The following is a 19,674-nucleotide window of genomic DNA, read 5'->3' as shown; positions in this document are numbered from 1 at the left end:
ACATTCTTTTTAATTGATGAAACAATATACTAAGACACCTCCCACATTATTTAATTAAAAAAATTAAAATGATTTTTTAAAATGGAAAATAAATCAGATTTAAAAAACATAAACCATATTTGCAACAAACAAAGAAAAAATAAATTACAAAATTAACTGATAAATTAAAAACACTGATTTTAACTTAATATTAAATACTATTAAAAATAGAAATTAATTTATAATATTTATTATGGTGATTAAATGGACAAAGTAGTTCTTGCATTCAGTGGTGGATTAGACACTTCTGTTTGTGTTAAATTATTAGAAGAAAAATATGATGTTGAAGTTATTACTGCATGTGTAGATGTAGGGCAAGGCGATGAAGAAATAGCTAAAGCTGAAAAAATGGCAAAAGAAATAGGTGGCTATAAACACTACACTATTGATGCTAAAGAAGAATTTGCAAACGAATACATAGCTAGAGGAATTAAAGCTAATGCAGAATATGAAGGATATCCGTTAAGTACTGCACTTGCAAGACCTTTAATTGCTCAAAAAATTATCGATATTGCCAAAAAAGAAGGAGCAACAGCTATTGCACACGGATGTACTGGAAAAGGAAACGATCAATTCAGATTTGAAGCAGTTATTTTAGCTATGTCTGATTTAGATATCATTGCACCAATCAGAGAATTAAACTTAACAAGAACTGAAGAACAAGCTTATGCTGCTGAAAAAGGCATTAAATTAAACTCTGATAAAATTTACAGTATTGATGAAAACATTTGGGGAAGATCAATTGAAGGAGATATCTTAGAAGATCCTGCAAATGAACCTCCTGAAGAAATTTATGCTTGGACTGCTTCTGCTGAAGATGCACTTGACACTCCTCAAAAAGTATCTATTGAATTTGAAGAAGGTATTCCAGTAGCTATAAATGGAAAAATGATGCCTCTTATTGACATTATTAAAGAAGCTAATAAAATTGCCGGTAAAAATGGTATTGGTAGAGTGGATACTATTGAAAACAGAATGATCGGACTTAAAAGTAGGGAAACCTATGAAGTTCCAGGTGCTAAATTACTGATTGCTGCACATCAGGCATTAGAAGAATTAGTACTTACTACTGATGAATTAAGATTTGCAGAGTACATGAGTACACTTTATGCTGACTTAGTTTACAGGGCATTATGGCAAGAACCTTTAAGAGAAGATATCGATCAAGCTATTGACCATATGCAAAGAAGAGTAAGTGGTGAAGTTACAATGAAACTCTTTAAAGGTTCCATTGCACCATTAACTAGAGAATCTCCTTTCAGCTTACACAGTATTGAACAAATTACTTTTGAAGATAAAGAAACTGATCAAAGAGAAGTTGAAGGTATGATTAAATACCACGGTTTGCAAGCTGCAAACTATCAAAAACTTAACAGATAGCTTAAACAGCTATCTTAAATTACTTTTTTTTAAAAAAAATAAAAATTAGTTACCATTACATAAATAGCAACTAATTAAATGGTCCTGGTATTTCACAAACATCATTATCTTTAGCCAGATAAGTATATACTAATGATGCAGCAATAGCTCCTGCAATTGGACCTATTAAATAAATTGGGAAATACATCCAGAGATTTATTCCACCAACCAAATAATCCATCAAATAAGGAGCAAATGTACGTGCCGGATTTATAGAACCTCCAGTAAATGGCCCTAAAAAAATAATAACTGCAGTTACTGTAAAACCAATAGATAAACCTGCAAAGTTAGGAGTAGCTTTTTTATCAACAGCAACACCCATTATTACAAGCACTAAAAAGAAAGTTCCGATAAATTCCGCAAATATTGTTTGTAAATAACTTACACCCATACCCGGAGCAGTTGCACCTAAACCACCAACAACCACTGAAGGCATTCCTAAACATAAAACTAATGCTAAACTACCACAACAAGCACCGATTACCTGAGCTACAATATAATACACAGAATCTGCTAAAGAAATATTTTTACTAACCAGCAATCCAACTGTAACTGCAGGATTTAAATGAGCTCCTGAAATTCTTCCAAAAAGATAGATACAAACCATTACAGTTAACCCAAATGCCAGTGCAATAGCTATCCAATCACCCAAACCGCCTAAAATTCCAATACCTACATTATTTGGATTAACTGATTCTGATATCATCAATGTGATAACTGCAGAACCTGTTCCAAAAAATACTAAGAAAAATGTTCCAAGCAATTCAGCAATGAATTTTTTTCCAATACCACATGGAGCCATAATAACACACTCCATTTATACTGCATCTTTCCACTGACAGAAATCATGCCTGAAATCAATTAATGAAGCAGATGCACAATTTTTACAGCCTTTAACTGGAGATCCTGCATCTTCTTTATTAAGAGCCATGATGTTGGTCATCATAGTTGCAGTTATTGGTTCACTGGTAAGCAAACAAGGATAATCTGCCAATCTCATTAAAGAAGAGAACCTTACAGAAATGGCACATGCAGGATATGCATATCTTTGAGGGTTCATGATTACTTCATTTTCTTCAACAGGATTTAAATTAACTTCAAAACCAGAAACAAATGGTTTTAATATGCCTGATTCAGAAGCTCTGCCTTTTCTAGCTTTATCCAAATATCCCCAACCTCTGTAAATCATATCCATAAAGTCACAGTTGTGCAGCTCTGCAGCAGCACCTCTTGTTGGGAACTGCTGAACAAAATTATGGAAACGTTTAGTTAACAAATCAACAATCATAATTGCATTGAAACCGTCCAGTTCAAGAATATACTCAGTTGCACATGCTGATGAACCAGTAGCAAATGACAATACATCAAAAACACTTTTGAAATTATCTAAATTGCCCCTTAATGATGTTTCAATAACATCAGTTGTAGCTTCAATAATTCCCATAATCATATCATCCTTACACATATTGAATGTTGACTGAGAAATATGGTGAGCAATATCACCTACACAGTATGCGGGAACAGTTAAAATATTACCATAATGGACATCATCTTCCATTGCCCCAATAACTGTACTTCTCATTTTTTTCTTATAGGAATTCATATATTCTCTTACATCAAAAGAAGAGTGACCCGCATTATCCATAAGCTGGCCTTGAGCTTCAATTGGGTTTTTATATATATTTTGTAATGTATCTATTTCTTCACTAACTGCCTCAGCAGCGGTTGAACCCCCTTCCAAAGCATTGGCAAAAGCTTCTCCAACACCATAAGAAGTATTCATACCCCATGATTTAGCAGCTAAAATAGCCTGTTTATGATTTTCAGGAATATCTGTTTCTAACAGTATTTGATTAACAACATTACTTGTGCTTCCGGGAATCAATGCAAAATCAACAACACAAGTAGGGCCATAAAAACCTCCGTAACGTCTTATAACTTCTTTTCCAATTAATGCTTCACATGAAGCTATTTTATCTATAAATTTATCTAAGCTATCTGAAAAACTAGCATCTTCTTCAGTTAATATCTCAAGAATTGCCGGAGTTTGATAATGCTCAACAAAAGGATCATCTTCAGGTATAACCGTATCTGTAAGACTGCACAGTGTATCAAAATGTGTTTTAACAGAATTTATATGCAAGTCAAACACACTTTGAGCCTGATTATCCATAGCCTCCATTTTTGATGCTACTTTAACATAAGGTTCTGCATCTTTTATTTTAAAATCAGTTCCTCTTTTTTTCTTAATTGTGTCAATGTCAGCTCTTTGAGCAGTCATTGACTCATCAATCATTTTCTCAAATAACTCTCTCATTTTAACCCACTCCACAGAAAAGTTGAATTTAAAATAATTCAACTTATTTAATATATGTAATCTTTATAAATTATAAAATTAACTGAAAACTATATATTACATAGCAAATAATGCTATACTATGAACAAAATAGAAAAACTGCAAGAGATTATAGATGCTTCAGACAGTATTGTATTTTTTGGAGGTGCAGGAGTATCAACTGAAAGCGGAATTCCTGATTTTAGAAGTGAATCCGGAATTTTTAAAAGCCTGGAAAAATATGGTGATACACCTGAAAGATTAGTTTCACATAGCTATTACTTAGAACATACTGATAAGTTTTTTAGCTATTATAAAGACTGTTTAATTTTTCCAGAAGCAGAGCCCAATCCTGCACATTATACTCTGGCCAGATTAGAAAAGGAAGGGAAATTAAAGGCAATAATTACACAAAATATTGATGGCCTACACCAGAAAGCAGGAAGCAAAAATGTATTGGAGCTTCACGGAAGTGTTTATCGAAATTACTGTGGAATATGTAAAAAAGAATATGATCTTGACTTTATTTTAGAAAGTGAAGGCATACCACACTGTACCTGCGGAGGAATTATAAAACCTGATGTTATTTTATACGAAGAATCTCTGGACATGAATATTTTAAATAAATCAGCGGAATACATTATGTCTGCAGACACTTTAATTGTTGGGGGAACATCACTTGTAGTATATCCTGCAGCAGGACTTATAAATTATTTCAAAGGCAAAAATTTAGTTTTAATTAACAAAAGCCAGACTGATTATGATAATTTAGCTACTTTAGTAATTAATGAAGCTATCGGAGAAACATTAGCTAAAATAATATGAATTTTACTGTTAACTGAGATATGTTTCTTCAAATCATGCAATCCCCTCTTTTTAATATTTTAATTGAATTGAAAAAATTGAATGTTTAAAAGTGAATATTAAATGAAAATAAATAAAATATGAAGATATGTTAATTTTATCCCCAATGAGTTACATATTAAATTTAATCTTCAATTTTATCATATTGACCCTGACCATCAGTTCTTAAATGATATAAAACCGGGAATCTTTCAGAATACTCTTTTTCACTCATATATTCATAACCACCATTAATCCAAGTTCTCCACGGCCCATTTGAGTAAGATGATGAACCTGAATAAGAACCAGTACTCCCATAACTATAAGTCTGTGACTGACCATCTGAAGAAGAATCTAGTGAAACCACCCTATTTACAATAGATACCTTATGTGTGACATTAGATGAATCATAATTATCATCACCTAAGAATACACATTTTGCGGAATAATTTCCAGAATTGGCATTTATACCAAAACTAGCTATGCCTTTTTCATTAGTAGTGACATTTAAGTTATTAACATTACCCTCATCATCTGTTAAACTTATACAAATAGTTTTATTAGCTATTAGCTCCCCATCACTATCAGTTAGTTTAACCGTGAAATTATCACCATTATTTAATGTTGAATTCGAAGTTATAGTCAAATCCGTTTCCTGTTTAAAAATAGATGAAAAATTACTTCCAAAACATAGAATAACGAGCATACTTATCAAAATAATGACTATAATCGACAAAATAGTTACTCTTTTATCTAACATATTATACACCAATTATAATGTTGTAATTAAAATATTAATAAATATTTTCACATAAAACACAGCCAGAATACTTTGAAATTAACCCAATACATTAATCCAAATCATAATTTAAAGATTCTGGAACTAATTCAATTCCTTCAAGAGTATTATTGCATTTATAGACAAGTATTTCAACACCTGCCTTTTCAGCTTCAACTAAAGTTTGGGAAAACTTAGGATCATTTTCCCAGTTTGGCCGGAAATAGTTGCCTGCAGGATGCTGAATTAAGAAAAATACTACAGCACGATTTCCCTCATTTTTAAGCTTAATTAATTCTTTTAAGTGTTTTGCTCCCCGTTCAGTTGGTGCATCCGGAAATCTTGCCTCACCGTCAACAATCAAAGTTACTCCTTTAACTTCAATATAACAGCTGTTAACTAAAAACTCCATTCCACAGCAATCATCTTCCTGATTAGCCAAGTATATATCAATTCTTGAATCATCGACCTGTTTTTCCCTTTGGTGATATGAATAACCCTGAAGCTCTTTTATTTTGCCATTTAATATTGCATCATAGACAATGCTATTAGCTTCCTGTGAGTAAAGTGACACTAGCTCCCCTTTGTTTACAACAAAATGAAGAGTGAATCTGGTTTTTCTTTTCGGATTATCGGAAGGTTTAAGATAAACTGCAGCACCATCAACCAAAAGCTCTTTGCACCTTCCAGTATTAGGCACATGAGCTATTTCAATTTTTCCGTCAACTTCAACTTCAGCTATGAATCTGTTAGGTCTGTTTTTAAAAATACCTTTAACATAATCCATATTATCCCTTAATTACCTTTCCGATATGTGCAACTACATCTGTAGCTCCAAATCCATAACCTTTTTCCAGATATGCTTCATCTCCTGCAAGACCATTGATGAAAATAGCTAAAGTAGCTGCATCAAATGCATTTAAACCTTTAGATAGTAATGAAACAGCTATTCCTGCCAATGCATCACCTGTTCCTCCAACAGTCATTCCGGGATTTCCGGATTTATTAAGTTTAAATTTATTTTTCTGAATCACCAAATCTATTGCACCTTTAACCACAACAGCACCGTTGATCTGTCTTACGACCTGCTGAAACTCTGAAATATTTTCATCAACTTCAGCAAAATCATAACTGTCCAAATCTAATTTAATGTCTTTGCCAAAAAATGATTTGAACTCAAAAATATGAGGAGTTAAAATTACATCATCCCTATTTTTAATAATTTGAGGTTTAACCTGCTTTAGAGCATCTGCATCTAAAACCAATGGTTTTTTAATTTTACTGGCTAAAATATTTAACAGTTTTCCTGTTTCATCATTAATTCCTGCTCCAGGACCCAATAAAACAGCATCAGCCTTATCAACCATCATCAAAATTTCTTCAGCATGTTCTGCAGTTAAGTAATCTCCTTTTAATGAATTTACAATTAAATCCGGATGTGTTGAAATAGCTAAAGCTGCAGATTCAGGAGCTGCAACATAGACCAAATCAGCTCCTGCACCAATAGCTGCAAGTCCTGCAATACTTGGAGCACCCGAATATTCTTTACTGCCTCCAACAATTAAAACTTTACCGTTATTTCCTTTGTGTGATTTTAAAGATCTTTTATTAAGTTTAATCATGTCTCCATAATTTATAAAGTATTCCGCTTCAATCGGAATTCCAATATCACAGGTTACGATTCCCCCAACTTTTTCTTCACCTGCCTTGTGAATTCCTGTTTTTACTTTATGAAAGCTTACAGTATATTGGGGTTTAACTGCCACGTCATGTATCTGACCGGTTAACGGATCAAGACCAGACGGAACATCAACACTAACTGTCAATCCATTGGAACTGTTTATAACTTCAATAGCTCTTTTTATGTTTTCTCTTAATTTACCATGAATTCCAGTTCCCAAAATTCCGTCTATAATAATAAATTCTGAAAAACTGTCGCTATTAGCTACTTCACAGTTATTTATATCATCAATTGTGTTTAGATTATGAACTGTCAAACGGGAAAATCTTGGTTTCATGTTTTCAAGTATTTCATAGTTAGTTTTAGCTTCAAGTGAATGAATTCCGTTTTTATCTTTTAACATGTAAATATCAACGTCATATCCTCTGTTTAAAAGATATCTTGCCGCTACAAAACCGTCTCCACCGTTTCCTCCAGAGCCTGTAAAAATAATTATTTTAACAGGTTTTGAGAATGTATAAACAGCTATTTTACCTACTTCTTCTGCAAGAGATTTTCCGGCAGATTCCATTAAACAAAGTCTTGATAAACCTAAATATTCACAATTTAAATCTGTAACAGTCATATCTATAGGATCCATAAAAATCACCAGTCAGATATACATTTAAAAATTGTATTTAATAATTCTTTTTAATTTTAAAATTTAAAAATAGAAGTAGTGTCCATGTAAAATGGACACATAACCAATTTAAAGTGTTAAAATATCCAGTTATATATTTAACCAAATACAAAAAGTATGTCCAGCTAGTTAATGCCTAACTGGACTCTTTTTGTATCACAAAAAACTAACCAGACGAATTTGCATCAATATTCATACCATATATCTGCAAACACAGAGCATGCAATAACACCATTACATGCTCCAAAATATCTTATATCCCATGTTAAATATATAATTTCACTTGGATTTGAAAACAATATTTCGAAGTGAAAGCAATTTTTAAAAAACGAGTAAAAATTCAAGAATGAAAAAATTAAAATAAAAAAAAGGGAAAAAGGGACAATACCCTTAGAATAAATCTTGCAAGTTGATTTTGTAAGCTCCTAAGTTTCCACCGAAGTTACCTGCATCGATTTCTAACACTCCAGGAACATTACATGCTGCTTCAATACCTGCTTTCATTGCAGCACGTACTGATTCTTCATCAATACCATCAATAACAATTTCAAATACTCCATCAGCATCTTCCCTAATGTCAGAGTCAACTTTGTCTTTTAAAGTTACACACATTTTTTCGTTGGTAGATGCATTTAAGAATTTGTAATTGTTACAACCTACTTTAGAACCGGAAGCAACCATACCTCCAGGGAAAGGAGTGATTACACCTTCAACAGCTGAAATAGCATCAACAGCAGCTTCAGCAGCCATTACTCCAGCCATTTGATTTTCAGCTAAGATAAAGAAGTTTCCACCAGCTACACCAGCTTTGAAACCAAAAGTAGATTCCACTAAGAAATCACCAGACATAATTGGGATAGAATGCATTTTTCTACCGTCAATTTCTAATTCATCTTCAAATCCGTCACCGAAGAATTTTAATTTAAAACCGGTTTTAAGTTCTTCATCAGCGTCATCAAGAACATTGAATGCTGCAGTAGTAGGTGCAGTTAAAATACACATACCAATTCTTTCAAGAAGTTCATGGTCTAACTGTTTTTTAGATCCTTGACAGAGCATGATAACATAACCTGGCCTTCCGTCAGGAGTTTCAGTTGGTGGTACGTAACAGTCAATACCTGCTTCTGCAGGACATCCAATAACAGAAGTTCCGTATCCAGTAGCTTCAGTAGCTGCAATTTTAGCTAATCTTTTAGTAGCTGCTGTAACTAAAATTCTAGTTACTTTAATTCCAAAACCTTCTGCATAATTATCTTTAATTTCTACGCCATTAATTTCCATATTTTCACCAAATATTTTACAAAAAATCAATTTTTGCTATACTAAAAAATATAGAAAGTAAATAAAATAAAGTTTTCTATTTAATTCATTCCAGCAGTTCATCATCAGATTTATCATCAGAGTTTGAATTAAATGAAATTTTATCAAGAACTGAAGAACCATAATGAGGTAAAATCAGCATTCCTATTACAGTAGCTAACCAGAATGAAATTAATCTTTCAATTACAGTAGCAGCTGCACTTAATGACGGAGTTATTCCTGCCGTTGAGTAAAATAAAATCATTACCCCATCTACAGCACCAAGTCCACCAGGCAAAAGTGGAATCATACCAATTAAAGATGCCATAATAAATACTTCACCAATGATAACCGGACTTACATGAGCTCCAAAGGCTAAAAACACAATATAAACTCTTAAAATCTCAAATACCCATATGACAAAAGATAAAGGCAGAGCATGATGTAAAATCCTTTTATCAGAAATTACAAGTTTCATGGTATCCTGAAATCCATTAATTACAGTATGTACTTTTTGTTCCAATTCCATTGAATTTTTCTTATAAAATCTTCTAATTAATCCAATAATCCAATTATCAACTTTTTTACCGAATTTTGGATTTACAGACATATATATAAGTAAAATTAAACATGCTACAATAGCTATTACTGCAACAACCATCAATATTAAAATCCATAAATCCAGCTTAAAGTAGAAAGTTATTCCAATAATTGTCAAAATAGCCAAGAAAACAAATGGAAAAGTATCTAAAGCTTTATCAGCTACTACAGTTGCAAATGTTTCTTCCATTGGATAACCTTTATCTCTAGACAATATATATGCCCTTACAGGTTCTCCACCACCCCTTCCAGCAGGAGTAATGTTATTTGCAGCTAAACCAACCATAACAATAGGAAATAATTCCTTGATGGATATTTCAATACCGTCCATCTTGTTAATGATTTGCCAACGCAAAGTGTATAAATAATAAGTAACAACCTGAATTAAAACAGCTAATGCGATAAACCATAAATTAGCTATTTTTAAAGCACCTAATATATCACCTATCCCTACAAACCAAAGCATAATGCCCAAAATAAGAAAACTGATAAATAGAAATATTAATGATTTATGTTTCATGATTTCACACAACTAATATAGAATATACTTATTTTAAATTTGCTAGTTAATATTTATATAGCTATTTATTCAAAAACATTAAATGATGAAATATATAACTAAAACAGATTTATACATAGTTAGCCGATATTCAGGAGTAGTAATGATTTGTGTGGGATTAATGTGCTTGTTTCCATTATTAATCGATTTAATCTATTTTGAATTTAACTATGCCTGTTTTATTATTCCGGGAGTTTTTTCAGTTATTTTAGGATACATATGTATGAAAGCTCTTGATAAATACTCCAACAGCAAAATGAGATTAAAACACGGGATGATGATTTCATCAATTGCCTGGATGTGGGCAAGTGTCATCGGCGGTGTTGTAATTTCACTTGCAACAGGGACTGATTTTTTAAATGGTATCTTTGAAAGTACTTCAGCATTAACCGGTACTGGAATCACAATGTTTGATAATGTTGAAATATTGCCTCACAGCATATTATATTTTAGAGCATTTGAACAATGGGTTGGAGGATTAGGAGTAGTGGTGATGATGATTGGTATTTTAACAAGACCCGGTACAGCATCTGCTAAATTATACCAATCTGAAGCTCGTGAAGAACGCTTAAAACCAAGTGTCAAAACCACACTTAAAAAAACTATTGAAATCTATTTAATTTATACAATAATTGGAATAATATTATATCTTTTAGCTGGAATGCCTGCTTTTGATTCTGTCTGTACTACATTCTGTATGATTGCAACCGGAGGAATGAGTATTAAAAATGCAAATATTGGATATTATCACAATGATCTGATTTATCTAATTTCAATTATGCTGATGGTTTTAGGAGCTACAAGCTTTTTAGCACATTATAAAATCATTAAAACAAAAGGAAGGTCATTAATCCAAGATTTACAATTTAAAACATTAATCTGCATAATCACTTTTGTTACAATAATTCTTTATCTGGCATCACATATTATACCGATTGACATTTTATTTACAGTTACCTCAGCAATTACCACAACAGGAGCTAATGTCCAACTGGCTTCCACTATGGCAGGATGGCCGTCATTTGTATTACTTAGTTTAATGATTTTAATGTTAATTGGAGGTTCCAGCGGATCTACTGTAGGTGCAATTAAACTTTTCAGAATAATAACTTATGTCAAAACCATTTACAGACACATAAAAGAAATTCTTTCACCAGACGGCAGAATAATCCCTATTAAAATATCCGGAAGAAGAATATCTGAAAAGGAAATAGGAAAAACTGGAAACTTTATAACATTATATTTAATTATTATTGCAATAACCTGGCTCATATTTTGTTTTTACGGATATCCTCCATTTGACAGCTTATTTAGTATAATATCTCTTCAAGGAAACAACGGATTGGATGTTGGAGTATTGAACAATACTCTCCACCCTGTTTTAAAAGCAGTGTCTATTTTAGATATGTGGGTAGGAAGATTGGAAATTTACCCAATATTAGTCTTATTTAGAGGTATTTTTGAAATATTTAAAAAATGAAAATATTTATAATATTCAAAAATAAATTTAATGTATTATTAAAGAGGGAGAGTTGAAATGTATATTATAATAATGGGTGGAGGTCGTGTAGGCCTTAACCTTGCAAATTTATTAATAGAAGACGGACATGACATTACTTTAATTGAAAGTGACGAATCATTATGTTCAGAAGTAGCTGCAGAACTTGATGCACTTGTAATTTGTGGAAACGGAACTAGTTCAAAACTATTGGAAGAAACCAATATTGAAGATGCTGACTTTTTCATAGCTACAACCGGAAATGATGAAGCAAACTTATTATCCTGTATTTTAGTTAAAAAATATAATGTTCCGACAATTATTGCCAGAGTAAGTAATCCTGATCATGAAGAGGCATTTATGGAAGTTGGAATAGACAATGTAATCAGCCCTGAAGTTACAGCTGCAGGACTTTTAGAAAAACTTGTAACAAGACCTAATGTTGCAGACCTAATCACCCTTGGTGAAGGAGATGCTGAAATCTTCGATATGACAATAACCAACAATAAGGTTGTTGGGAAAAAAATAGGAGAAATATCACCAACAAAAGATTATATAATAATAGCTACATACCAAAAAGGCAAATTAGTGATACCTCAAACAGACAGTGTTATAAGCCGTGGAGAAAAAGTCACTGTTCTTGTAAAAAGAGGGGCATTTAAAAAAGCAGCTAAAAAATTAGAAAAATAATTTAAAAATGAGAATAAGACATTTCAATACTCTTTTTCCCATTATTGTCAATCATCCCATGTCCGGGATAGATTGTTTTAACATCTAATTTTTTCAGTTTTTCTACAGATTCTTTTAAATCAGCCCAGCTGCCGCCAATATCAGTTCTGCCAACGCCACCCTGACCAAATACTGTATCTCCACTAATCAGATTTTCACCATCCCATAAACAGATAGCTCCTTTAGAATGGCCGGGAGTATGAATCACTTCAAAATCTTTTATTTTATCTCCCTCTTCCAATTCAATATCCACTTTATGACAGTTAATTTTGGATCCGAAATGGCTAGCTACAGTATCAGGATTATCTTCTTCCCTTAAAGCTATTGCATCAATTTTATGAATAGCTATTTTAGCATTAGGGAAAAAACAATTACCATTAACATGATCAAAATGACAATGGGTGTTAACAATTAATTTAATATCTTCAGGATTGACACCATGTTCTTTAAGTTTAGAAAAAAGGTATTCTTTATTATCTCCAGCTCCAGTGTCAACTAACATATCATCAATCAGATAACAATTAGAATCTAAATTATAACCTGGAATCCATATAATATCTTCAGAATTCATAAAAATAGTATTGAAATTATAATATTTAAAAGTAGTTTTTTATAAAAATGGGGTCACAGGGATTTGAACCCCGATCCTGGGATGTCTCTTGCCTCAGTACTCCAATTGATCATCACAACGGATACTGTTCAGTTACGCGTATATTTTCTTCAAAGACAACTGGAGTCCCAGATGATGCCAGGTTACACTATAACCCCAACAGATATGTTATAATAACATACTATTATTAGTATGATTTAATTACTATATAAATGTTATTATCAGAATTTCATTTGCCTGTCAATACCTGTAATTTCATCAATTTCCAGGGCTTTTTCAAGGGCAAAATCTTTTTCAATTTTATAATTATCACTTTTAGTGCGTGGAGTTTTCTCAGGTTCTAAAAATAACCATTTTGTATACTTGAATTTAACTCCAATATATGGTTTAGCACCAAATTTTTCAGAAAACTCACATAATGCATCAATTTGAGGAAAATCTATGTAAATTTTATCTTTAGTTGTAGTTTTGACTTCAATAGCCAAATATAATTTACCGTTTCCAGCTACAACATCAGGCAAAGGTTTCTTAGTTGCACCTCCAGAAGCTGGAGCTCTCATAGCTGCAAAATCTCTTTCCCAAAGTTTATGCACTAAATCCCTTTCTTCAGCAGACCCTTTTTTAGCCATAAGAATAATCTCATAAAAAATAGTTTAATAATGGGGCCGGGGCCGAGATTTGAACCCGAGTCACAGGATCCACAGTCCCGTAGGATGACCGCCTACCCTACCCCGGCATAAGAAATAAATAAAAAATTGTTAGAATGCGGGAGCAGGGATTTGAACCCTGGTAGACCTGCGTCAACAGGTCCTAAGCCTGTCCCCTTTGGCCTCTCGGGCACCCCCGCTTATACAAAAGAAAGGATACATAGAAACCATTAAAAATCTTAACAAGTTTTTAAAATGCTCCGGCCGGGATTCGAACCCGAGTCTTCGGCTCGAAAGGCCGAAATGATTGGCCGGACTACACCACCGGAGCAATAAATGACATAATTTAATTGAAATGGGCCCAATGGGGTTCGAACCCATGGCCTTCCGGTTATGAGCCGGACGCTCTACCTGGCTAAGCTATGGGCCCAAAAGCGCCATCGACAGGGCTCGAACCTGTGACCAATCGGTTAACAGCCGAACGCTCTACCTACTGAGCTACGATGGCATATGAGTACCCACCAGTCTTAACCAAATAAACCCATTCAAATCAAAAGACTTCAAACAGTATTAATTAGTTTGAATTTAATACTATATAAATGTTTTGATTAAATTACATCTAAATAAAATTAGAAGCAAACTATAATATAGTTTGGATAAACTAATATATAACTTTAACTATTAATATTAAAACAAACAATAAAGAATAATGATTAAAATGGATTCTAACATATTTGATTTAATAAAAAAGGCAAATGAAACCACACTAAAAAAACATGGAAATGAAATCAGTCTTGAAAGAGCAATATTCCTTTCCTGGTGGTGTGATAAAGGAGATTGTGCTTTTTGTTACATGTCTACTCAAAAAGATAAAATTAAAGACCCAACCAAAGCTAGACGTAATGTACATAACATCTATGCCGAAGCAGAAATGTGTAAGCGTTTAAATTGGAATATTGAATTCCTTTCAGGAGGTTATAAGTCATTTACAACTGCAGAAATTAAAGAAATAGCAACCACCATTAAAAACATTACAGGAGACAGTGTTTGGTTAAATACGGGGATTACAGAGGAGTTGGAAGAATATGGCTCAGAAATAAAAGGAATTACTGGAGCTGTTGAAGTAGCCAATCCTAAACTACATCAGAAAGTATGTCCAAGTAAATCATTAGATAAAATAAGCAATATGTTAGATGTAGCTGGAGATTTAGGATTTGAAAAAGCTATTACTGTAATTTTAGGTCTTGGAGAAACATTAGACGATGTTGATTATTTAATTGATTATATTAAAGATCACAAAATTGACAGAGTAATTTTTTACTCATTGAATCCTCATAAAGAAACTGTATATGCAAATAGCTCACAGCCAGCTTCACTTTATTATGCCCAAGTGGTAGCTAAAGTTAGATTAACATTTCCGGACATTACAATAATCTGCGGAACATGGATTGATAATTTAGCAAATATTGGAATTCTTATTTTAAGCGGAGCCAATGGAATAACTAAATTCCCATTATTTAAAATGTTTGGAACAAAATATGGAAAAAGAGTAGAAGAAGAAGTTAAATGGTCCGGACGCCAACTTAAAGGAACATTTACTGATAAAAAACAACTGGGAAATCCAAAAAGTGATGTTAATTCCGAACTGGACAAATTTATTAAAAGATATATAAAGGAATCTTTGAAAAACAAATATTAAATTTCTAATATGTTAGATTTTGTTTTAAAAGAAACTCCATTAGCTAAATAAGTTAAAGAAGCACCACCAAATGTAATTTTATCCGGAATTACTGCATCATCACCAAAATCCATTTTTAAACTTTCCGTAGATGGAAGTTCTACATCAAAACTGATTGATTTAACTTCACCATCCTCAAAGTTTCCAAAATCATGAGTATAACATTGAGATAATGCCAACACATCTTCTATTAATTCACCAGTATTGTTTTCAACAATCCACTCAATATTTACTTTATTATCATTATCTTTTGATACTAATTTTTGTGTAAATAAAACTTCATCAGACATAAAAATCACAAATATTTATTAATCTATTATTATAAATACTTACATAATATAAATCTATTTTGATTTTCCAAAAAATTGGAGGAATTATTATTAGTGTCAATATGATGTGTGGACTTGAAATCCACGTACAATTAGAAACTGAATCAAAATTATTTTGTGATTGTCCAACAAATTATAAGGAAGCACCAGCAAACTCAAACATTTGTCCGGTTTGTTTAAATCAACCAGGTGCCAAACCATATCCAACAAATGAAAAAGCAATTGAAAATGCATTAATGATTTCTTTAATGCTTAACTGTAAAATCGATAAAGGTTTTACCTACTTTATGAGAAAACATTATGATTATCCTGATTTACCTTCAGGATACCAAAGAACTTCAGTACCTATCGGTTATGAAGGAGAATTAAATGGAGTTAGAATTAGAGAAATCCATATGGAAGAAGATCCGGGTCAATACAAACCTGACAGAGGTACTGTTGATTTTAACCGTTCCGGAATTCCATTAATTGAAATTGTTACAGAACCAGATATAAAATCTCCTGAAGAAGCAAGAACCTTTTTAAAAGAGCTTATTCGTGTATTGCAATATAGTGGAGGGGCTCGTGGAGAAGGTACTATGCGTGCTGATGTAAACATCTCTATAGAAGGTGGAAACAGAGTAGAAATGAAAAACATCAACTCCATTAAAGGAGCTTATAAAGCATTGAAATTTGAGCTTGTTAGACAAAAAAACCTTATGAAGAGAGGTGTCGAAATCAAACAAGAAACACGTGCATACCTTGAATCTCAAATGATTACAGTAGGTATGAGGTTAAAAGAAGATGCTGATGATTACAGATTCATTCCTGATCCCGATTTACCACCAATGGAAATCTCCGATGCTCAAATTGAAAATGTTTTAGAAATAATGCCTGAAGCACCACATAATAAAGTAAAAAGATTTACTGAAGAATATGGAATTGATGCAGAATCTGCTAAAGTATTAACTTCCGAACTTGACTTAGCTATAGCTTATGAAGAAGTAGCTAAACAAATTGATTCCAAATTTGCTTCAATGTGGATGAGAGATGAACTTAAAAGAGTATTATCCTACAACAAACTTGATTTTGCAGATAGTGGAATATTGGTTGAAGACATTGTAGAACTTTTAAAAATGCTTCAAAACAAAGAAATAACCACAAAAGCAGGGCAAAGAATCATTGAGCATATGCCAAACAATAAACAAACTCCAAAAGCAATAGCTGAAGAATTAGGTTTATTGGGTGTTGTAAAAGATGATGAAGTAATAGCTGCAGCAAAACAGGCTATTGATGAAAATCCAAAAGCAGTAAATGATTATTTAGAAGGACAAAAAGCTTCACTTAATTTCCTTGTTGGACAAGTTATGAAATTAACAAGAGGAAAAGCAGACCCTGGAGAAACTGTTAAAATCTTAAAAGAAAACATAGAATAAACAGGAGGTAAACTATGGCTAAAAGCAAGTCATTAGTTAAAGATTATATGACTAAAAATGTTGTTACTGTATCACCGCAAACAACAACATCAGAAGTTATTAAATTAATGAAAGAAAGCGATCACAATAGCTATCCGGTAGTAGAAAACAACAAACTGGTCGGAATGGTAACCTCTTTTGATATTGTAGTAAAAGACTGGGCAGACCATGTCTCAGAACTAATGAGTACAAAATTAGTAGTAGCTAATGAAAATTTAAGTATAAATGATGCTTCCAGAGTAATGTTCAGACGAGGAATCTCCAGAATGCCAGTCATTAATGAAAAAGGTGAAATTGTAGGCATTATTACAAACACAGATATGGTTCGTTCACATATTGAACGTTCCACCCCGAATAAAGTAGATTACTTTAAAAGTACTATGGATCAATTATATGGTATCAAAAGTACTTTGAAACATATGCAAGTTGACACTGATAAAATAAGGCCTACTCAGGACAGAGTTTATGCTGATGAACTTGAAGGAAGAACATATGAACTTAAAATGGGATTAGCTGAACCTGCAATTGTTGTTAAAACTGGAGACAGATGGATTTTAGTAGACGGACATCACAGAACAGTAGCTGCAAAACAGTTAGGCTGTAAAACAATCGATGCATATGTTATTGATTTAGGTAAAGATATTCGTTTAGGCTTAGAAAAAACAGCAGATAAAGCTGGAATAACAACATTTGACGATATTGAGATTATTGATGACGACAAACATCCATTAATAGCTATTACAGAAAGTATACAAGATAACGAGAAAAGTGATTAAATGGCATCAGATGAAATTATTAGAGAAGTTTATAAAGTTTTAGAAGAAAGAAGAGACAATCCTATTGATTCATACACTTCTAAAATAATGCAAGACAGTGATAAAAAAGCAGAAGATAAAATACTTGAAAAAGTAGCAGAAGAATGTGGTGAAGTACTGCTTGCTGCTAAAAATGATGAAAATTTAGTTTATGAATCTGTTGATTTAATATTCCACACTTTGCTTATCCTTGTTTACAAAGGAATAGAAATAGATGAAATTTTTGAAGAATTTGCACGTAGAAGGCATTGAACTTATAATTTAAGTTCCATATTATGCATTCCACGTTCAAAACTTCCTATTTTAACTCTTTTTTTATTGAATTCTCTAAATCCCATTCTTTCATATAATGATTTGGCACCTGTGTTTCTAAAATCTGCATCAAGGGTTACTCTTTTTAGATTATTTTTTTTAGCATAGTCAATTACATCATTTAAAACTTTACTGCCTAAACCTTTTCCTCTTTGAGACTCATCAATAGCTAGCTCTGCAACATGAAAATCTCCTTTTTCTACATCACACAATACAAAATAGTCTAAAATATCAACAATAAGCAATTTTAAACTGACTGTCTTCAAACTATGATAAAATGCTGGTTTTTTAGAAATCCAAAATATCAATAAACCAATAACATTATTATTCTCATCCAAAACAACTTTAGTATCATCAAATGATTCTTCCTTTTTTAACTGTTTTTCAATTGTTGAAATAGCTTTGTCAGAACTTTTAAAAAGCAAATCAAATGTTCTGAAATCAACATCATAAATCAGTTTAGCTACTTTTCTGGAATCATGTTTAGAGGGATTGAATGTTTCATAAATCAATTTATCTACCTTTTATTATAGTTAGAGCAAATACACCTGCACCAAATCCATTATCAATGTTTACAACTGCTATTCCCGGAGCACATGACTGAAGCATCGCGTTTAAAGCAACAACTCCCCCTTCACCTACGCCATAGCCAACAGATGTTGGAACGCCAATAACCGGAATATCAACCAAACCAGCTACAACAGAAGGCAAAGCACCTTCCATTCCTGCACAGACAATTAATACTTCCACACCTTCTTTAATCATGTGTGCTATTTGGGGAAATAATCTGTGAATCCCGGCTACACCAATATCATAAGAAGTTATTGCTTCACATCCTCCTTCTTCAACTATTACCCGTGCTTCTTCTGCAATATTTATATCTGATGTTCCTGCAGTTATAATACCTACTTTTCCTAATGTTTTAGGAACCTCTTTATTTCTGATTACCAGTATCTGAGCTCTTTTATTATAGTTTAATTTAAACCCGTCCAAATCCAAATCATTAGCTAATTTTTCATATCTTTCTGAAGATAATTTAGTTACAATCAGATTTTCAGGATTTTCACTATCCAAATAATTTTTGAGTATCAATAAGAGATCTCCGTAATCTTTACTTGGAGAAAAAACTGCTTCTGGAAAGCCTGTTCTTGAAGAGCGTGATTTGTCAAATTTAGCAACTTCATCAAATTCTAAAATAGTATCTGCCTTTAAAAGTCTTTCACATTCTTCAATACCAATTTCTTCATTGATTAACTTTTCAAGAATTTCTCTCATATTATCATAACTATTTTATACAATAATTATATTTA

General features: G+C 32.4%; 20 protein-coding genes and 6 tRNA genes. 8 read left to right on the top strand and 18 right to left on the bottom strand.

Annotated elements, in window-relative coordinates:
• Positions 1–243: 243 nt before the first annotated feature.
• A complete protein-coding gene (locus tag K4897_RS06040) occupies positions 244–1,419 on the top strand; it encodes an argininosuccinate synthase (RefSeq protein ID WP_250415726.1) in 1,176 nt (391 codons plus the stop codon).
• A 70-nt stretch (positions 1,420–1,489) separates the two neighbouring features.
• On the opposite strand, the gene K4897_RS06035 is transcribed toward K4897_RS06040, so the two are convergent.
• The gene (locus tag K4897_RS06035; protein ID WP_250416958.1) at positions 1,490–2,260 is read right to left on the bottom strand and encodes an MIP/aquaporin family protein; all 771 of its coding nucleotides are present in this window, start codon (positions 2,258–2,260) and stop codon (positions 1,490–1,492) included.
• Between the two features lie 15 nt (positions 2,261–2,275).
• Complete coding sequence (locus K4897_RS06030) at positions 2,276–3,775, bottom strand: DUF2193 domain-containing protein (RefSeq protein ID WP_250415725.1); 1,500 nt, start codon at positions 3,773–3,775, stop codon at positions 2,276–2,278.
• Positions 3,776–3,895: 120 nt separating this feature from the next.
• Here K4897_RS06030 and K4897_RS06025 point away from each other — a divergent pair, with 120 nt between their 5' ends.
• Positions 3,896–4,618: an NAD-dependent protein deacylase gene (locus tag K4897_RS06025; RefSeq protein WP_250415724.1), complete on the top strand. Its 723-nt coding sequence runs from the start codon at positions 3,896–3,898 to the stop codon at positions 4,616–4,618.
• 163 nt (positions 4,619–4,781) lie between these two features.
• On the opposite strand, the gene K4897_RS06020 is transcribed toward K4897_RS06025, so the two are convergent.
• The 5 genes from K4897_RS06020 to K4897_RS06000 all read right to left on the bottom strand — a co-directional run bounded on the left by K4897_RS06020 (position 4,782) and on the right by K4897_RS06000 (position 10,193).
• Positions 4,782–5,396 carry a hypothetical protein gene (locus K4897_RS06020; RefSeq protein WP_019264975.1) on the bottom strand — a complete coding sequence of 205 codons (615 nt, stop codon included), beginning with the start codon at positions 5,394–5,396 and terminating at the stop codon, positions 4,782–4,784.
• A 91-nt stretch (positions 5,397–5,487) separates the two neighbouring features.
• A complete protein-coding gene (sfsA, locus tag K4897_RS06015; protein WP_250415723.1) occupies positions 5,488–6,201 on the bottom strand; it encodes a DNA/RNA nuclease SfsA in 714 nt (237 codons plus the stop codon).
• Between the two features lies 1 nt (position 6,202).
• Positions 6,203–7,735, bottom strand: a complete 1,533-nt coding sequence (locus K4897_RS06010; RefSeq protein ID WP_250415722.1) for an NAD(P)H-hydrate dehydratase — start codon at positions 7,733–7,735, stop codon at positions 6,203–6,205.
• Between the two features lie 429 nt (positions 7,736–8,164).
• Positions 8,165–9,055, bottom strand: coding sequence for a formylmethanofuran--tetrahydromethanopterin N-formyltransferase (gene fhcD / locus K4897_RS06005; protein ID WP_019264978.1), 891 nt, complete (start codon positions 9,053–9,055; stop codon positions 8,165–8,167).
• 85 nt (positions 9,056–9,140) lie between these two features.
• Positions 9,141–10,193, bottom strand: coding sequence for a UPF0104 family protein (locus K4897_RS06000; protein WP_019264979.1), 1,053 nt, complete (start codon positions 10,191–10,193; stop codon positions 9,141–9,143).
• Positions 10,194–10,275: 82 nt separating this feature from the next.
• Here K4897_RS06000 and K4897_RS05995 point away from each other — a divergent pair, with 82 nt between their 5' ends.
• Both K4897_RS05995 and K4897_RS05990 read left to right on the top strand, forming a co-directional pair.
• Positions 10,276–11,712 (top strand): TrkH family potassium uptake protein, encoded by a 1,437-nt coding sequence (locus K4897_RS05995; protein WP_250415721.1) that lies wholly within the window; start codon positions 10,276–10,278, stop codon positions 11,710–11,712.
• 57 nt (positions 11,713–11,769) lie between these two features.
• Positions 11,770–12,420, top strand: coding sequence for a TrkA family potassium uptake protein (locus K4897_RS05990; protein WP_250415720.1), 651 nt, complete (start codon positions 11,770–11,772; stop codon positions 12,418–12,420).
• Between the two features lies 1 nt (position 12,421).
• On the opposite strand, the gene K4897_RS05985 is transcribed toward K4897_RS05990, so the two are convergent.
• From K4897_RS05985 to K4897_RS05950, 8 genes are all read right to left on the bottom strand, one after another.
• The gene (locus tag K4897_RS05985; protein ID WP_019266732.1) at positions 12,422–13,030 is read right to left on the bottom strand and encodes an MBL fold metallo-hydrolase; all 609 of its coding nucleotides are present in this window, start codon (positions 13,028–13,030) and stop codon (positions 12,422–12,424) included.
• Between the two features lie 48 nt (positions 13,031–13,078).
• Positions 13,079–13,227 (bottom strand) — tRNA-Trp (locus K4897_RS05980).
• 63 nt (positions 13,228–13,290) lie between these two features.
• Positions 13,291–13,698 (bottom strand): Holliday junction resolvase Hjc, encoded by a 408-nt coding sequence (gene hjc / locus K4897_RS05975; RefSeq protein WP_004032839.1) that lies wholly within the window; start codon positions 13,696–13,698, stop codon positions 13,291–13,293.
• Positions 13,699–13,729: 31 nt separating this feature from the next.
• Positions 13,730–13,805, bottom strand: a tRNA-His gene (locus K4897_RS05970).
• A 28-nt stretch (positions 13,806–13,833) separates the two neighbouring features.
• Positions 13,834–13,916 (bottom strand) — tRNA-Leu (locus tag K4897_RS05965).
• 56 nt (positions 13,917–13,972) lie between these two features.
• Positions 13,973–14,047: transfer RNA gene (locus tag K4897_RS05960), tRNA-Glu, on the bottom strand.
• A gap of 25 nt (positions 14,048–14,072) precedes the next feature.
• Positions 14,073–14,146: transfer RNA gene (locus K4897_RS05955), tRNA-Ile, on the bottom strand.
• A gap of 5 nt (positions 14,147–14,151) precedes the next feature.
• Positions 14,152–14,224: transfer RNA gene (locus K4897_RS05950), tRNA-Asn, on the bottom strand.
• 201 nt (positions 14,225–14,425) lie between these two features.
• Here K4897_RS05950 and K4897_RS05945 point away from each other — a divergent pair.
• Complete coding sequence (locus tag K4897_RS05945) at positions 14,426–15,415, top strand: radical SAM protein (RefSeq protein WP_019264984.1); 990 nt, start codon at positions 14,426–14,428, stop codon at positions 15,413–15,415.
• Here K4897_RS05945 and K4897_RS05940 read toward each other — a convergent pair.
• Positions 15,412–15,744 (bottom strand): hypothetical protein, encoded by a 333-nt coding sequence (locus K4897_RS05940; protein WP_019264985.1) that lies wholly within the window; start codon positions 15,742–15,744, stop codon positions 15,412–15,414. The two genes, K4897_RS05945 and K4897_RS05940, sit on opposite strands and share 4 nt — an antisense overlap.
• A gap of 101 nt (positions 15,745–15,845) precedes the next feature.
• Here K4897_RS05940 and gatB point away from each other — a divergent pair, with 101 nt between their 5' ends.
• Genes gatB through hisE form a run of 3 tightly spaced genes read left to right on the top strand, consistent with a single transcriptional unit; the run spans position 15,846 to position 18,304 of the window.
• Positions 15,846–17,198, top strand: coding sequence for an Asp-tRNA(Asn)/Glu-tRNA(Gln) amidotransferase subunit GatB (gatB, locus tag K4897_RS05935; RefSeq protein WP_019266735.1), 1,353 nt, complete (start codon positions 15,846–15,848; stop codon positions 17,196–17,198).
• A gap of 14 nt (positions 17,199–17,212) precedes the next feature.
• Positions 17,213–18,013: a CBS domain-containing protein gene (locus K4897_RS05930; protein WP_019264987.1), complete on the top strand. Its 801-nt coding sequence runs from the start codon at positions 17,213–17,215 to the stop codon at positions 18,011–18,013.
• Complete coding sequence (gene hisE / locus K4897_RS05925) at positions 18,014–18,304, top strand: phosphoribosyl-ATP diphosphatase (protein ID WP_019264988.1); 291 nt, start codon at positions 18,014–18,016, stop codon at positions 18,302–18,304.
• A 2-nt stretch (positions 18,305–18,306) separates the two neighbouring features.
• Here the strand turns inward: hisE and K4897_RS05920 are convergent, their stop codons facing one another.
• Positions 18,307–18,876 (bottom strand): GNAT family N-acetyltransferase, encoded by a 570-nt coding sequence (locus K4897_RS05920; RefSeq protein ID WP_019264989.1) that lies wholly within the window; start codon positions 18,874–18,876, stop codon positions 18,307–18,309.
• A 1-nt stretch (position 18,877) separates the two neighbouring features.
• Positions 18,878–19,639: a nickel pincer cofactor biosynthesis protein LarB gene (gene larB, locus K4897_RS05915; protein WP_250415719.1), complete on the bottom strand. Its 762-nt coding sequence runs from the start codon at positions 19,637–19,639 to the stop codon at positions 18,878–18,880.
• Positions 19,640–19,674 lie beyond the last annotated feature (35 nt).

Source organism: Methanobrevibacter sp. TLL-48-HuF1, from assembly GCF_023617305.1.
Taxonomy (GTDB): Archaea; Methanobacteriota; Methanobacteria; order Methanobacteriales; family Methanobacteriaceae; genus Methanocatella; species Methanocatella intestini.
Note: the sequence above shows the minus strand (reverse complement) of the source record. Positions and strands in the feature narration are given on the sequence as shown.

Coding starts and splice junctions, on each gene's coding strand:
- K4897_RS05930 (WP_019264987.1), top strand. CDS start 17,213: ATGGCTAAAAGCAAGTCATTAGTTAAAGATTATATGACTAAAAATGTT.
- K4897_RS05945 (WP_019264984.1), top strand. CDS start 14,426: ATGATTAAAATGGATTCTAACATATTTGATTTAATAAAAAAGGCAAAT.
- K4897_RS06020 (WP_019264975.1), bottom strand. CDS start 5,396: ATGTTAGATAAAAGAGTAACTATTTTGTCGATTATAGTCATTATTTTG.
- hjc (WP_004032839.1), bottom strand. CDS start 13,698: ATGGCTAAAAAAGGGTCTGCTGAAGAAAGGGATTTAGTGCATAAACTT.
- gatB (WP_019266735.1), top strand. CDS start 15,846: ATGATGTGTGGACTTGAAATCCACGTACAATTAGAAACTGAATCAAAA.
- K4897_RS05990 (WP_250415720.1), top strand. CDS start 11,770: ATGTATATTATAATAATGGGTGGAGGTCGTGTAGGCCTTAACCTTGCA.
- K4897_RS05985 (WP_019266732.1), bottom strand. CDS start 13,030: ATGAATTCTGAAGATATTATATGGATTCCAGGTTATAATTTAGATTCT.
- fhcD (WP_019264978.1), bottom strand. CDS start 9,055: ATGGAAATTAATGGCGTAGAAATTAAAGATAATTATGCAGAAGGTTTT.
- hisE (WP_019264988.1), top strand. CDS start 18,014: ATGGCATCAGATGAAATTATTAGAGAAGTTTATAAAGTTTTAGAAGAA.
- K4897_RS05940 (WP_019264985.1), bottom strand. CDS start 15,744: ATGTCTGATGAAGTTTTATTTACACAAAAATTAGTATCAAAAGATAAT.
- K4897_RS06000 (WP_019264979.1), bottom strand. CDS start 10,193: ATGAAACATAAATCATTAATATTTCTATTTATCAGTTTTCTTATTTTG.
- K4897_RS06010 (WP_250415722.1), bottom strand. CDS start 7,735: ATGGATCCTATAGATATGACTGTTACAGATTTAAATTGTGAATATTTA.
- K4897_RS06030 (WP_250415725.1), bottom strand. CDS start 3,775: ATGAGAGAGTTATTTGAGAAAATGATTGATGAGTCAATGACTGCTCAA.
- sfsA (WP_250415723.1), bottom strand. CDS start 6,201: ATGGATTATGTTAAAGGTATTTTTAAAAACAGACCTAACAGATTCATA.
- K4897_RS06035 (WP_250416958.1), bottom strand. CDS start 2,260: ATGGCTCCATGTGGTATTGGAAAAAAATTCATTGCTGAATTGCTTGGA.
- larB (WP_250415719.1), bottom strand. CDS start 19,639: ATGAGAGAAATTCTTGAAAAGTTAATCAATGAAGAAATTGGTATTGAA.
- K4897_RS06025 (WP_250415724.1), top strand. CDS start 3,896: ATGAACAAAATAGAAAAACTGCAAGAGATTATAGATGCTTCAGACAGT.
- K4897_RS05995 (WP_250415721.1), top strand. CDS start 10,276: ATGATGAAATATATAACTAAAACAGATTTATACATAGTTAGCCGATAT.
- K4897_RS06040 (WP_250415726.1), top strand. CDS start 244: ATGGACAAAGTAGTTCTTGCATTCAGTGGTGGATTAGACACTTCTGTT.